This is a genomic window from Pseudomonas corrugata, from assembly GCF_050920615.1.
Lineage (GTDB): Bacteria > Pseudomonadota > Gammaproteobacteria > Pseudomonadales > Pseudomonadaceae > Aquipseudomonas > Aquipseudomonas corrugata.
The window spans coordinates 5,767,004-5,780,885 of the sequence record NZ_CP130434.1; the positions used below are offsets into that span (position 1 = coordinate 5,767,004).

The 13,882-nt window shown below is 60.8% G+C and carries 10 protein-coding genes and 4 tRNA genes; 5 read left to right on the forward strand and 9 right to left on the reverse strand.

The window, feature by feature from the left end:
• Nucleotides 1-63 precede the first annotated feature (63 nt).
• Nucleotides 64-1,362 (forward strand): NAD(P)/FAD-dependent oxidoreductase, encoded by a 1,299-nt coding sequence (locus QZH45_RS25760; protein WP_053192131.1) that lies wholly within the window; start codon nt 64-66, stop codon nt 1,360-1,362.
• A gap of 326 nt (nt 1,363-1,688) precedes the next feature.
• Here the strand turns inward: QZH45_RS25760 and QZH45_RS25765 are convergent, their stop codons facing one another.
• The 8 genes from QZH45_RS25765 to rluD all read right to left on the reverse strand — a co-directional run bounded on the left by QZH45_RS25765 (nt 1,689) and on the right by rluD (nt 8,561).
• A complete protein-coding gene (locus QZH45_RS25765; RefSeq protein WP_069018330.1) occupies nt 1,689-3,314 on the reverse strand; it encodes a methyl-accepting chemotaxis protein in 1,626 nt (541 codons plus the stop codon).
• A 146-nt stretch (nt 3,315-3,460) separates the two neighbouring features.
• Nucleotides 3,461-3,537, reverse strand: a tRNA-Pro gene (locus tag QZH45_RS25770).
• Nucleotides 3,538-3,631: 94 nt separating this feature from the next.
• Nucleotides 3,632-3,707, reverse strand: a tRNA-Lys gene (locus QZH45_RS25775).
• Nucleotides 3,708-3,712: 5 nt separating this feature from the next.
• Nucleotides 3,713-3,789: transfer RNA gene (locus QZH45_RS25780), tRNA-Pro, on the reverse strand.
• Between the two features lie 7 nt (nt 3,790-3,796).
• Nucleotides 3,797-3,872 (reverse strand) — tRNA-Asn (locus tag QZH45_RS25785).
• A gap of 309 nt (nt 3,873-4,181) precedes the next feature.
• Entirely contained in the window at nt 4,182-6,746 is a 2,565-nt protein-coding gene (gene clpB / locus QZH45_RS25790) for an ATP-dependent chaperone ClpB (RefSeq protein WP_069018331.1), read from the reverse strand.
• A gap of 130 nt (nt 6,747-6,876) precedes the next feature.
• The gene (gene pgeF / locus QZH45_RS25795) at nt 6,877-7,602 is read right to left on the reverse strand and encodes a peptidoglycan editing factor PgeF (protein ID WP_055135755.1); all 726 of its coding nucleotides are present in this window, start codon (nt 7,600-7,602) and stop codon (nt 6,877-6,879) included.
• Complete coding sequence (rluD, locus tag QZH45_RS25800; RefSeq protein ID WP_024780729.1) at nt 7,599-8,561, reverse strand: 23S rRNA pseudouridine(1911/1915/1917) synthase RluD; 963 nt, start codon at nt 8,559-8,561, stop codon at nt 7,599-7,601. Before rluD ends, pgeF begins: the two co-directional genes overlap by 4 nt.
• Before the next feature lie 150 nt (nt 8,562-8,711).
• Between rluD and QZH45_RS25805 the strand changes: the two genes are divergently transcribed.
• The 4 genes from QZH45_RS25805 to QZH45_RS25820 all read left to right on the forward strand — a co-directional run bounded on the left by QZH45_RS25805 (nt 8,712) and on the right by QZH45_RS25820 (nt 13,006).
• Nucleotides 8,712-9,728 (forward strand): outer membrane protein assembly factor BamD, encoded by a 1,017-nt coding sequence (locus tag QZH45_RS25805; protein ID WP_055135756.1) that lies wholly within the window; start codon nt 8,712-8,714, stop codon nt 9,726-9,728.
• A gap of 125 nt (nt 9,729-9,853) precedes the next feature.
• Complete coding sequence (locus QZH45_RS25810) at nt 9,854-10,087, forward strand: PP0621 family protein (protein ID WP_080686285.1); 234 nt, start codon at nt 9,854-9,856, stop codon at nt 10,085-10,087.
• On the forward strand, nt 10,077-11,666 hold the full coding sequence (locus tag QZH45_RS25815; protein ID WP_024780731.1) for a two-component system sensor histidine kinase NtrB: 1,590 nt from the start codon (nt 10,077-10,079) through the stop codon (nt 11,664-11,666). Before QZH45_RS25810 ends, QZH45_RS25815 begins: the two co-directional genes overlap by 11 nt.
• Nucleotides 11,663-13,006, forward strand: coding sequence for a sigma-54-dependent transcriptional regulator (locus tag QZH45_RS25820; protein ID WP_053192135.1), 1,344 nt, complete (start codon nt 11,663-11,665; stop codon nt 13,004-13,006). Before QZH45_RS25815 ends, QZH45_RS25820 begins: the two co-directional genes overlap by 4 nt.
• 192 nt (nt 13,007-13,198) lie before the next feature.
• Here QZH45_RS25820 and QZH45_RS25825 read toward each other — a convergent pair whose 3' ends face one another.
• On the reverse strand, nt 13,199-13,564 hold the full coding sequence (locus tag QZH45_RS25825) for a DUF6124 family protein (RefSeq protein WP_055135757.1): 366 nt from the start codon (nt 13,562-13,564) through the stop codon (nt 13,199-13,201).
• Nucleotides 13,565-13,882 lie beyond the last annotated feature (318 nt).

The following is a 13,882-nucleotide window of genomic DNA, read 5'->3' on the forward strand; positions in this document are numbered from 1 at the left end:
ATACGATACTGGCACTCGCGAGGGTAACGGCACCGATTTCCTTTAGCCTTGCGAGATATCCCCATGACTCATCGTATTGTCATCGTTGGCGGCGGCGCCGGCGGCCTGGAGTTGGCTACCCGTCTGGGTAAGACCCTGGGCAAGCGTGGCACGGCCAGCGTGATGCTGGTCGACGCGAACCTGACCCACATCTGGAAACCCCTGCTGCACGAAGTCGCGGCCGGCTCCCTGAATTCCTCCGAAGACGAACTCAACTACGTCGCCCAGGCGAAATGGAACCACTTCGAGTTCCAGCTCGGGCGCATGAGCGGCCTGGACCGCGAACGAAAAAGTATCCAACTGGCCGCCACCTATGACGAAGCCGGCGTGGAACTGCTGCCGGCCCGGGTGCTGGGCTACGATACCCTGGTGATTGCCGTCGGCAGCACCACCAATGACTTCGGCACCGAGGGCGCAGCGCAACATTGCCTGTTCCTCGATACCCGCAAACAGGCCGAGCGCTTCCATCAGCAATTGCTCAACCATTACCTGCGCGCCCACGCCGGCCAGACCGATGCCGTGGAGCGGATCAGCGTCGCCATCGTCGGTGCCGGTGCCACCGGCGTCGAACTGGCGGCCGAGCTGCATAACGCCGCCCATGAGCTGGCGGCTTATGGGCTGGACCGGATCAAGCCGGAAAACATGCACATCACCCTGATCGAAGCCGGGCCACGGGTGCTGCCGGCATTGCCGGAGCGTATCGGCGGGCCCGTACACAAGACCCTGGAAAAGCTCGGGGTCAATGTCATGACCAACGCCGCGGTCGGCCAGGTGACGGCCGACAGCCTGATCACCGTCGATGGCAAAGTGATCGACGCCAGCCTGAAAGTCTGGGCCGCCGGGATTCGCGCACCGGAATTCCTCAAGGACATTGACGGGCTGGAAACCAACCGGATCAACCAGTTGCACGTACTGCCGACCCTGCAGACCACCTGTGACGAGAACATCTTCGCCTTCGGTGACTGCGCCGCCTGCCCGCAACCGGGCAGCGATCGCAACGTACCGCCCCGCGCCCAGGCGGCGCACCAGCAGGCATCGCTGTTGGCCAAGTCTTTGAAGCTGCGGATCGAAGGCAAGGCGTTGCCGCATTACAAGTACACCGACTACGGCTCGCTGATCTCGCTGTCGAGGTTCTCGGCGGTGGGCAACCTGATGGGTAATCTCACCGGCAGCGTGATGCTCGAAGGCTGGCTGGCGCGGATGTTCTACGTGTCGCTGTACCGCATGCACCAGATGGCGTTGTATGGAATGTTCCGTACGGCCATGTTGATGCTGGGCAGCAAGATCGGACGCGGGACCGAGCCGCGGCTCAAATTGCACTGAACAACAGTCGTTGCCTGAAACACCGTTTTCGCGAGCAGGCTCGCTCCCACAGGGTCTGGTGGCGTAGGCGGATACCGCATACACCCAGACCCAATGCGGGAGCGGGCAAGCGCTAATGCAGTCAGTTAAGCCACAAACCTGTGGGAGCAAGCTTCACTCCCACAGGTGTTGCGTCGTTTGATCCTTAACTGACTGGCATTAGGGCGAGCCCGGGTCCCACAGGGTTTGATGATGTATACAAATGCTGCATCCACCCCGAATCCCATGTGGGAGCGTGGCTTGCCCGCGAAGACGGCGGTGCAGTCGACGCAAGTCTCCTCCTGCACTCAAACCTGAAACCGCTGCACCATCGTGCGCAACGAGTTCGCCAGTTGCGACAGTTCATGGCTGGACGCGCTGGTCTGGTCTGCGCCAGTGGCCGAGCGCACCGACAGATCACGGATGTTCACCAGGTTGCGATCAACCTCGCGGGCCACCTGTGCCTGCTCTTCGGCCGCGCTGGCGATCACCAGGTTGCGCTCGTGGATTTCGCTGACCGACGCGGTGATGGTCTGCAATGCCTCGCCCGCCCGTTCCGCCATCGCCAGGGTGCTGGCAGCGCGGGCCGAGCTGGCCTGCATGGAATCCAGGGCCTGGGTGGCGCCGCTGCGCATGCCCTGGACCATCTGTTCGATTTCCTGGGTCGATTGCTGCGTGCGGTAAGCCAGCGCCCGCACTTCATCAGCCACCACCGCAAACCCTCGACCGCTTTCGCCGGCCCGGGCCGCCTCAATGGCCGCGTTGAGAGCCAGCAAATTGGTTTGCTCGGCAATGGCCCGGATCACGTCCAGGACCTTGCCGATATCCTGCGACTGGTTGGCCAAGGATTGCACCAACCCACCCGTCACCTGCACGTCACTGGCGAGGGCGCCAATCGCGTCAACCGTGTCGCTGACCCGCTGCTGTCCGAGGGATGCCGACTCACTGGACTGACGCGTGGCGTCGGAGGTGGAAACTGCGTTGCGCGCCACTTCCTCTACGGCAGTGGTCATTTCGGTGACGGCCGTGGCGGCCTGGTCAATTTCGTTGTTCTGCTGTTGCAGGCTCTGGGTGCTGTCGAGGGTGACGGCGTTCAGCTCATCGGCTGCCGTTGCCAGCTGCGCCGCCGAACCACTGATGCTCTGCAGCGTATCGCGCAGGTTTTTCTGCATGGTCGCCAAGGCCTTGAGCAAGCGGCTCACTTCGTCATTGCCATGGGTCTCGATCGGCCGGGTCAGGTCACCTACAGCCACGCTTTCCGCGGCGCTCAGCGCTTCACCCAGGGGTTTGACGATGCTGCGCGTCAACAACATCGCCAGGACGACGGTAGCCAGGGCGGCCAAGACGATGAACAGGCTGACGATCATCCGGGAACTGGCGTAATGCTCCTGAGATTTCTGGCTCTCGATGGACACCTGTTTGGAAAACAGCTCCGCCAGGTCATTGAGTTGCTTGCCGGAACCGTCCACGACGGTTTTCATGTCCACCAGCAGCAATTTGATCAGTTCGTCGCGGCGCCCCTGCTCCGCGAGGATGAAGGATTGCGCGATACCTGCGCGGTAGGCGGCAAACGTCTGCTTGAACTGGTCGTAGAGCGCTTTGCCTTCAGGGGTCACGACGAGCTTTTCGTAACTGGCGATTTTTTCGCTCAGTTCCTTGTCACGGACATCCATTTGCCCACGGTAGACCGAGATGTTCTTGGGGTCTTGGTCCAGGGCCATGCGCAGGGAGATGGTTCGAATGCGCAGCATCCACTCGCGAATCTCGTCACCGCCGCGAATGCTCGGTAGCCACTGGGTTTCCACCGCGACCTCACTGTCGCGAATACTCGACATCTGCCCCAGCGCAAACACCCCCAGCAGTGCCACCAGCACGGCGATCAAGGCAAAACCCAGCGCCGCACGAGGGGCGATATTCAGTTGACGAAGAAACATAACGGGCGCCTTTTTTGTTATTGGCCTGAGATGGGGCCATGCCCCTGTCGGTGGGCTATCGGCTAGTTGTACGATAACTTAAGACTTGCGGCATTTCGCGCAGACAAAAAAAATCCCCGTATCTTTCGATACGAGGATTTTCAGTATGGTCGGGGTAAGGGGATTCGAACTCCTGACATCCTGCTCCCAAAGCAGGCGCGCTACCGGACTGCGCTATACCCCGGTAATAAAAAGGCGACCTTTGCAAGTCGCCTTCCTCGATCAGCGCTTTTGGCCTCTGATCTTAAGATTCGATTCCAGCGAACTGGTCTCAAAAATGGTGGGTCGTGTGGGATTCGAACCTACGACCAATTGGTTAAAAGCCAACTGCTCTACCAACTGAGCTAACGACCCAAATATGGTCGGGGTAAGGGGATTCGAACTCCTGACATCCTGCTCCCAAAGCAGGCGCGCTACCGGACTGCGCTATACCCCGATTGAAATGGCTCCGTGACCAGGACTCGAACCTGGGACCCAATGATTAACAGTCATTTGCTCTACCGACTGAGCTATCACGGAACTGATATTTCAAGTTGCAACCTTGAAGCTTGATTGAATCCAGCTTCAACCTCTTCTACCCGTTTGCATCGCTGCGTTCGTGTGTCTGAGGCGCGCTATTCTACAATCTTAAAAACCTCTGTCAACCCCTTAAATTGCTTTCAAGACAATGATTTGCAACTTATTTTGGATTCCTTCTCAGGGAGAAGTGACCCTAGGGGTGACTGACTGCGGGGCGCACTTTACAAGCCTTTTCCTTTGAGTTCAACGGCCTGATGAAAAAAATGGCCTCGCAATGCGAGGCCAGTCGGTCAACAACGGTGCAGCCTGTCAGTTGAAGACGATTTCGTCGTTTTCCACCGTTCCGGTTACGGTTTCACCTGGCATGAAGCGACCCGACAGGATCAGCTGCGCCAACGGGTTTTCGATCCAGCGCTGGATGGCCCGCTTCAACGGCCGTGCCCCATAGACCGGGTCGTAACCCACGGCAATCAACTTATCCAGGGCCTCGTCGCTCAGTTGCAACTTCAGCTCGCGCTCGGTGAGGCGGCTGCGCAGGCGACCCAGCTGGATCTCGGTGATACCGGCAATCTGATCGCGAGCCAGTGGCTCGAAGATCACCACCTCGTCGACCCGGTTGATGAACTCCGGCCGGAAGTGCGTAGAAATCGCGTCCATCACCGCAGCCCGTTGCCCCTCGCGATCCCCCACCAGTTCCTGGATCTGCGCCGACCCCAGGTTGGAAGTCATCACGATCACGGTGTTGCGGAAGTCTACCGTGCGCCCGTGGCTATCGGTCAGACGGCCGTCTTCCAACACCTGCAGCAGAATGTTGAACACATCCGGATGGGCCTTCTCGACCTCATCGAGCAGGATCACCGAGTACGGCTTGCGTCGTACGGCCTCGGTCAGATAACCGCCCTCTTCATAGCCGACATAACCAGGCGGGGCACCGATCAGCCGGGCCACGGAATGTTTCTCCATGAACTCGGACATGTCGATGCGTACCATCGCCTCCTCGGTGTCGAAGAGAAACTCGGCCAGCGCCTTGCACAGCTCGGTTTTACCGACACCGGTCGGGCCGAGGAACATGAACGAACCACTCGGCCGGTTCGGGTCCGACAACCCGGCACGGGAGCGACGCACGGCATTGGCGACCGCCACGACCGCTTCGTCCTGGCCAATCACGCGCTGGTGCAGCAGGCTTTCCATCTTAAGCAACTTGTCGCGCTCGCCTTCGAGCATCTTCGACACCGGAATACCGGTCCACTTGGAGACCACTTCGGCGATTTCTTCCTCAGTGACCTTGCTGCGCAGCAACTGGTTATCACTCTTGCCGTGCTGGTCGACCATCTGCAGGCTGCGCTCCAGGTCCGGGATCACCCCGTACTGCAGCTCGGCCATGCGGTTGAGGTCACCCTTGCGGCGGGCCGCTTCCAGCTCCTGGCGGGACTGTTCGATCTTTTGCTGGATCTGCGCCGAACCCTGGACTTCGGCCTTTTCCGAATTCCAGATTTCCTCGAGATCGGAGTACTCGCGTTCGTGACGAACGATTTCTTCCTGCAATCTCTCCAGGCGTTTCTTCGCCGCTTCGTCGCTTTCTTTCTTCAGGGCCTGGGATTCGACCTTGAGCTGGATCAGGCGCCGCTCCAGGCGATCCAGCACTTCCGGCTTGGAGTCGATTTCCATGCGGATCCGGCTGGCAGCCTCGTCGATCAGGTCGATGGCCTTGTCCGGCAACTGGCGGTCAGTGATGTAGCGGTGGCTGAGCTTGGCCGCCGCGATGATCGCGCCATCGGTGATCGCCACTTTGTGGTGAACTTCATAGCGCTCCTTGAGACCACGCAGGATAGCAATGGTGTCCTCTTCGCTCGGCTCATCCACCAGTACTTTCTGAAAGCGCCGTTCGAGGGCCGCGTCCTTCTCTATGTACTGGCGGTACTCGTTGAGCGTGGTCGCGCCGACGCAATGCAACTCGCCGCGGGCCAGCGCGGGCTTGAGCATGTTGCCGGCGTCCATCGACCCTTCGCCCTTGCCGGCGCCGACCATGGTGTGCAATTCGTCGATGAACAGAATGATCTGCCCTTCCTGCTTTGACAGCTCATTGAGCAGGGCCTTGAGCCGCTCTTCGAATTCGCCCCGATACTTGGCACCGGCAATCAGCGCCCCCATGTCCAGGGACAGCAACCGCTTGCCCTTTAGGCCGTCCGGTACTTCACCGTTGATAATCCGCTGGGCCAGGCCCTCGGCAATGGCGGTCTTGCCCACCCCTGGCTCACCGATCAACACCGGGTTGTTCTTGGTGCGGCGTTGCAACACCTGGATTGTGCGACGGATCTCGTCATCGCGGCCGATCACCGGATCGAGCTTGCCTTCCTCGGCACGCTTGGTCAGGTCAACGGTGTATTTATCCAGCGACTGACGGGACTCTTCGTGGTTGGCGTCATTGACGGCTTCGCCACCACGCAGGTTATTGATGGCATTCTCCAGGGCTTTCTTGCTCACGCCCTGGCCGAGCAGCAACTTGCCCAGCTTGCTGCTCTCGTCCATGGCGGCGAGCAGCACCAGTTCGCTGGAAATGAACTGGTCACCCTTCTGCTGGGCCAGTCGATCGGCCTGGTTGAGCAGCCGCGCCAGATCCTGGGACATGTTCACGTCACCAGTCGGGTTCTGGATCTTGGGCAACTGGTCGAGTTCCTTCGCCAACTCTTTTCGCAGGCTGTTGACGTCGAAGCCCACCTGCATCAGCAAAGGCTTGATGGAGCCGCCCTGCTGTTCGAGCATGGCCTGCATCAAATGCGCCGGTTCGATCCCGGGATGGTCCAGGCCGACGGCCAGGGACTGGGCATCGGACAGCGCCAATTGCAATTTGCTGGTTAAACGGTCAATACGCATAAGGTCACCTTCCTTTTGAGCAGGCCGGACCGAAAAACATCCTGAATGAAGAAACCTGCCAGATACCGTTATAGATGTGGACGATTCTGGAAGATTCAAGCAGTGCGCTATTGATGCAGATCAGAGAAGTCTAGCGTTCAATCCAGACCAGGGAGGCGAAGCGACCGGTACGCGGGCTGCGACGGTAGGAAAAGAAGCGGGGATCAGTCACGGTGCACAACCCGCCCCCGTAGACCGCCGAGACACCCCGCGCTGCCAGGCGCAGGCGCGCCAGCGCATAGATGTCGGCCAGGAACTTCCCGGCGTTGTGGCTCGGCACAAAGGCTTGTGCCGACTGGGGCAGTTGCGCGATGAATGCTTCACGCACTTCCGGCCCGACTTCAAATGCTTGCGGGCCGATGGCCGGGCCGAGCCAGGCGAGGACGTCAACGGCGGGCACCTGGAGACTGTCGAGGGTCGCTTCCAGCACACCGTTCGCCAGCCCACGCCAGCCGGCATGGGCAGCCGCGACGTGAGTGCCGGCACGGTTACAGAACAGCACAGGCAGGCAGTCCGCCGTCATCGCCGTGCAGGCGATACCCGGCGTGGCGGTCCAGCTGGCATCGGCGGCCGCGACCAGGGTCGGGTCGGCCTCGACCACAGCGATCCCGTGGACCTGCTGCAGCCAGGCGGGACGAATGGCGAATTGATCGGTGAGACGACGACGGTTCTCGGTGACGGCCGCAGGGTCATCATCGACATGATCGCCCAGGTTGAGGCTGTCGAACGGCGCCACGCTGACGCCGCCCGCCCGGGTGGTGATACAGGCCTTGACCCGAGCCGGCGCGGGCCAGTCGGGTATCAGCCAGTCATTCATCCGACGAATGCCTCGCGGTCTTGCTTGAGCAACGTCAGCAGCCAGACGAAGTCATCCGGCAACGGCGATTCCCAACTCATCCGCTTACCGGTGGTCGGATGATCCAGTTCCAGGAAACGCGCATGCAGCGCCTGACGCGGGAAATGCTTCAGGGACTCGACCATGGTCACGCTGGCGGCCGGCGGAATACGGAAGCGGCCGCCATAGGCAGGGTCGCCCACCAGCGGGAAGTTGATGTGGGCCATGTGCACGCGGATCTGGTGAGTACGACCGGTTTCCAGCTTGACCCGCACATGGGTGTGGGAGCGGAAGCGTTCGAGCACGCGGTAATGGCTCACTGCCGGCTTGCCACCTTCCATCACCGCCATGCGCTGGCGCTGCTGGCCGTGACGGCCGATGGGTGCATTGATCTTGCCGCCAGCGGTCACTACGCCGATCACGATGCATTCATAGATGCGGCTGACACTGCGGCTTTGCAGTTGTGCGACCAGTTGGGTCTGCGCCTGGATGGTCTTGGCCACCACCATCAGACCGGTGGTGTCCTTGTCGAGACGGTGCACGATGCCGGCCCGGGGCACATTGATGATATCCGGCACGTGGTGCAGCAAGGCATTGAGCAGGGTGCCGTCGGCGTGACCGGCGGCCGGATGCACCACCAGGCCCGCAGGCTTGTTGATCACCAGGATATCGTCGTCTTCATAGACGATATCCAGGGCAATGTCCTGGGCAACCCATTCACCCTGGGCTTCCTGCTCGGCGGTCAGTTCGAGGATGGCGCCACCATGGACGATGTCGCGCGGGCGGATGACCGCCCCATCTACCGTCAGGCGGCCGTCCTTGATCCAGGCGGAAAGGCGCGAGCGCGAATGCTCGGTGAAGAGTTGGGCGGCGACTTGATCGAGGCGTTGGCCGCCCAATTCGGACGGCACCTCTGCGCGAAGTTCTATTTTATCGGACATGCTCGGACTGGGCGTCGGCACAGCCTTTGGTTTCGGCTGCGCGCTTGTGGTTAAATACGGCGTCTTTTGCCCCGAGGCTTTCAACGGGGCGCTCATCATAACAGGACGGCCCCGCCCAAGACAGCGGCCGTCATAGGGACGCAAGCCGCCATGCAAGTGAAACACCTGCTGCTGATCGCCATCCTCGCATTGACTGCTGCTTGCTCGTCGAAGGAAGTCGTAGACGAAAACCTGAGCGAAGTCGAACTGTACCAACAGGCGCAGAAGGACTTGGACAACAACAGCTACACCAGCGCCACCGCCAAACTCAAGGCCCTGGAGTCGCGGTACCCGTTCGGTCGCTATGCCGACCAGGCCCAGCTGGAGCTGATCTACGCCAACTACAAGAACGCCGAGCCGGAGGCTGCGAAATCTGCCGCCGAACGCTTCATTCGTCTGCATCCGCAGCATCCGAACGTCGATTACGCCTATTACCTCAAGGGCCTGACGTCTTTCGACCAGGACGTCGGCCTCCTCGCGCGCTTCCTGCCGCTGGACATGACCAAGCGTGACCCGGGCGCCGCGCGCGACTCGTACAACGAGTTCGCCCAGCTGACCAGCCGCTTCCCCAACAGCCGCTACTCGCCGGATGCCAAGCAGCGCATGATCTACCTGCGCAACCTGCTGGCCTCCTACGAGATCCACGTAGCCAACTACTACCTCACCCGTCAGGCCTATGTAGCCGCCGCCAACCGTGGTCGCTACGTGGTGGAGAACTTCCAGGAAACCCCTTCGGTGGGCGACGGCCTGGCAGTCATGACCGAGGCATACCAACGTCTGCACCTGGACGACCTGGCGGCCAGCAGCCTTGAAACCCTCAAGCTGAACTACCCGGACCACCCTTCCCTGGTCGATGGCCAGTTCACCCCAAGCGTTGCAGAAGCCGACAACCGTTCATGGCTGAGCAAGGCGACCCTGGGCCTGATCGAATCCCGTCCACCCCTGCCGCCGGGCGAAACCCGCGCCAACCAGGACGTACAGCGTCAGTTCCAGGATGCCAAGGAAGCCATTCCGAACGAGCTCAAGCCAAAGGATGAGAATGGCGACGTGATCGAAGAACCGGAGTCTGGGAACAACTCCAGCGACCGCTCCTGGTTCAGCTACATGACCTTCGGCCTGTTCGACTGAACACAAGGCATCTGCAAAAAGGGAGACCCGACGGTCTCCCTTTTTTGTACCTGGATCCTATTCATCTGTGCGCAACTCCAGTCCTTGGCTAAACTGCCTCATCTCTCGCCAGAAAGCCGCCTATCATGCTTCGTCTAATAATCTTGTTCGCCGTAGTTGCCTCCGCCATATGGATATTTCGCAACGTGAAGCCCAAGGCGTCCGCGGCGCAATCATCCCGGGAACAGGACGCGCCACCCATGGTTCGCTGCGCCCATTGTGGCGTGCACCTGCCGCGTGACCGGGCGCTTCCCCTCCAACAACAGTGGTACTGCAGCCAGGCTCACCTCGAGCAAGGCCCGGGCCCACGTGACCACTGAGGCTTCAAGCCCTCGCGTCAGACAGACGCAGCGCCTGCTGCGTCTCTATCACCTGTACCGCTTGAGCATCGGCATCACCCTGGTGCTGCTGATCTCCAGCAACATGGACAACCGCCTGCTGGAGTTCGCCAACGACGACCTGCTGCGCAGTGGCAGCTGGTTGTACCTGGTGCTGAACATCCTGCTGGTGGTGTTCCTTGAAAACACCCGAAGCCCTGCCCGGCTGTTTGGCCTGGCCCTGACCGATGTGTTGCTGCTGTCATGGCTGTTCTTCGCGGCAGGCGGTGCCCCCAGTGCCATTGGCAATCTGCTCATTGTTTCGGTGGCCATTGGCAATACGCTGCTGCGCGGCCGAATCGGCCTGTTGATCGCGGCCGTCGCCACGATCGGCATCGTCGGGTCGAGTTTCTTCCTTGGCCTGCACGACTCGAACCCTCCCGGCAGTTATTTGCAGGCCGGTACCCTGGGAGCGCTGTGCTTCGCCGCTGCGCTGCTGGTACAAGGCCTGACCAGGCGACTGGAAGCCAGCGAAACCCTCGCCGAGCAGCGGGCCAGCGAAGTGACCAGCCTTGAAACCCTCAACGCCTTGATCCTGCAACGCATGCGCACCGGCATTCTGGTGCTTGATCGCCAACACCGGGTGCAATTGGCCAACGAAAGCGCTTTGAACCTGTTGGGCAGGCACGACCTGGTCGGCCAGCCAATCGACAACGACTCCACCGCACTCGTCGACAGTCTGAACGTGTGGCTGAACAACCCCAGCCTGCGCCCACCCAGCCTGTCCATCCCCGGCACGGGCCTGACCCTGCAACCGAGCTTCATCGCCCTGGGGCATAACGAACAGCATCAAATCCTGGTGTTCCTCGAAGATCTGGCCCAGGTCGCCCAACATGCCCAGCAGCTGAAACTCGCCTCGCTGGGGCGCCTCACCGCCGGCATCGCCCATGAAATCCGCAACCCCCTGGGGGCAATCAGCCATGCGGCGCAATTACTGCGCGAGTCCGAGGAACTGAACGACGCCGACCGGCGTCTGACGCAGATTATTCAAGACCACTCCCAACGAATGAATCGCGTCATTGAAAACGTCCTGCAACTGTCCCGGCGCCAGCAAACCGCGCCTCAGCGCCTGGATCTGCGGACCTGGCTCGAGCAGTTTGTCCAACAAGCCCGCGAAAGCATGGCCGCGCACCAGCAATTGCATCTGAGCATCGCCCCGGGCGACTTCACCACGCTCATGGACCCCGATCAATTGACCCAGGTGCTCGACAACCTGCTGCGCAACGCCTGGCGCCACAGCGCCGAGGCCCATGAGCGGGCCGAGGCCTGGCTGGAACTGTTCGTCGATCCCTACAGCCATCTCCCCACGCTGGACATCATCGACAACGGCCCCGGCGTGACACCGGACCAGCAGGTGCATCTGTTCGAGCCGTTCTTCACCACCAGCAACCAGGGCACCGGCCTTGGTCTCTATCTGTCCCGTGAGCTGTGCGAAAGCAACCAGGCGCGCCTAGACTTCAAACCACGCCAAGGCGGCGGCTGCTTTCGCATTACTTTTGCTCACGGACGGAAACAGATTTGAATACGCGCTCACGGCAACGGATCCTGATCGTCGATGACGAACCGGACATCCGCGAACTCCTGGACATCACCCTGGGCAGGATGAAACTCGATACCCGCAGCGCCAGGAACCTTGCCGAGGCCCGATCCCTGCTGGCGGACGAAGCCTTCGACCTGTGCCTGACCGACATGCGCCTGCCCGACGGTACCGGCCTGGAACTGGTGCAGCACATCCAACAGCGCTTCCCGCAACTGCCGGTGGCGATGATCACCGCCTATGGCAGCCTGGAAACCGCCATCGACGCCCTCAAGGCCGGGGCTTTTGACTTCCTGACCAAACCGGTCGACCTGGGTCGTCTGCGGGAACTGGTGACCAGCGCCCTGCGCCTGCCGCCGGCCACCGTCCCGACCACCATCGATCGCTGCCTGTTGGGCGACTCCCCGCCGATGCGCGGCGTGCGCAAACAGATCGAAAAGCTGGCCCGCAGCCAGGCGCCGGTTTACATCAGCGGGGAGTCCGGCTGTGGCAAGGAACTGGTGGCACGGCTGATCCACGAACAAGGACCCCGCTCCAGTCAGGGCTTTGTGCCGGTCAACTGTGGAGCCATTCCGACAGAACTGATGGAAAGCGAGTTTTTTGGCCATCGAAAAGGCAGCTTCAGCGGTGCCATCGAGGACAAGCCCGGTCTGTTCCAGGCCGCCCACGGTGGCACCCTGTTCCTCGATGAAGTGGCTGACCTGCCCCTGGCGATGCAGGTCAAGCTGCTGCGAGCGATCCAGGAAAAGGCCGTGCGCGCCGTTGGCGGCCAGCAGGAGGAAGTGGTGGATGTCCGCATCCTCTGTGCCACCCATAAGGATCTGGACGGCGAAGTCGCCGCCGGACGCTTTCGCCAGGATCTGTACTATCGACTGAACGTCATAGAACTCCGCGTACCGTCCCTGCGCGAGCGTCGCGAAGACATCGAACCGTTGGCCAACCACATGCTCCAGCGCCTGGCGACCAGCACCGGCAACCCCGCCGCCAGACTCCATCCCCAAGCCCTCGAGGCCCTTCGAAACTACCGCTTCCCCGGCAACGTGCGAGAGCTGGAGAACATGCTCGAACGGGCCTACACCCTCTGCGAACACCAACAGATCGAAGCCGACGACCTGCGCCTGGCCGAAAGCAATGGCATCACCGACACCACCAACCCCGAGTTGATGCGGGTCGACAACCTGGAAGACTATCTGGAGGACGTCGAACGCAAGGTCATCCTCCAGGCCCTGGAGGAAACCCGCTGGAACCGCACCGCCGCAGCGCAGCGATTGAAGCTGTCATTTCGGTCAATGCGGTATCGGTTGAAGAAATTGGGGTTGGATTGAGGGAGCCACCACCAATGGCTCGGCTCAGACCGGCCCTGTGGCGAGGGGATTCATCCCCGCTGGGCTGCGTAGCGGCCCTAAGACAGTCGATACAATCTGCCTGATACACCGAGGTGTAAGGATTCAGGGCTGCTACGCAGCCCAGCGGGGATAAATCCCCTCGCCACAACCGCCAGTTCTACTGATCAGTTCCTAATCCGCCGTCACCGGCACCCGCTCATCCAACACCCGATTGGCCAGCAATTCGCTCAGCTCGATCAGTTGCTGAACACCCAGGGCCACATGCCGACGCGAACCATCAAGCTCGAAGGCCAGGTCGCTGAGCGTTGCGTTGGCTGATGCCAGGGTTTCGCTCAGGTTGGCGAGGAGGCATTCGGCGTCTATGCCTTCCATGACGGTGAATAACTGGCTTGAGGCTGGTTTCTTTTTGACTTCAGGTGGAGGGGCCAGGTAATAGTCGAGGGCGCGCTTGGCGGCTTCATCGAGCTTTTCTGGGTTAAGGCTGGACCGGGGAGAAGTGTTATGGGTTTCTGAACGTGATTGAGACTTGTCACTCATTGCGGTACTCCAGCAAGAAAATGGATTACCAAGTTTTAGACAGGCCGCGACGCCCGGACGCTGAATTGGCAGCGACCGAAAGAGGTTAACGATAAGCCTTCCCACCCGGCAACCGCCAAAACTCGTCGGAAAAGTCAGCTTCAGCTTGAACGTTGTCCGACCATTCCCACAAATCTCGAACGGCTGTCAGCTCGCTCACAACAACTCTGCGGCAACTTGTTCCTTCTCACCCAACACCAATCCCCGTGGGAGCTAGCCTGCTCGCGATGGCGGTGGGTCAGTTTGAAAAGTGCTGCATGAACCGACGCCATCGCGAGC

Excerpts from the sequence above, each read along its gene's own strand:
- clpB (WP_069018331.1), bottom strand. The coding sequence starts at position 6,746 with ATGCGTATTGACCGTTTAACCAGCAAATTGCAATTGGCGCTGTCCGAT.
- QZH45_RS25805 (WP_055135756.1), top strand. The coding sequence starts at position 8,712 with ATGCAAGTGAAACACCTGCTGCTGATCGCCATCCTCGCATTGACTGCT.
- pgeF (WP_055135755.1), bottom strand. The coding sequence starts at position 7,602 with ATGAATGACTGGCTGATACCCGACTGGCCCGCGCCGGCTCGGGTCAAG.
- QZH45_RS25825 (WP_055135757.1), bottom strand. The coding sequence starts at position 13,564 with ATGAGTGACAAGTCTCAATCACGTTCAGAAACCCATAACACTTCTCCC.
- QZH45_RS25810 (WP_080686285.1), top strand. The coding sequence starts at position 9,854 with ATGCTTCGTCTAATAATCTTGTTCGCCGTAGTTGCCTCCGCCATATGG.
- rluD (WP_024780729.1), bottom strand. The coding sequence starts at position 8,561 with ATGTCCGATAAAATAGAACTTCGCGCAGAGGTGCCGTCCGAATTGGGC.
- QZH45_RS25760 (WP_053192131.1), top strand. The coding sequence starts at position 64 with ATGACTCATCGTATTGTCATCGTTGGCGGCGGCGCCGGCGGCCTGGAG.
- QZH45_RS25765 (WP_069018330.1), bottom strand. The coding sequence starts at position 3,314 with ATGTTTCTTCGTCAACTGAATATCGCCCCTCGTGCGGCGCTGGGTTTT.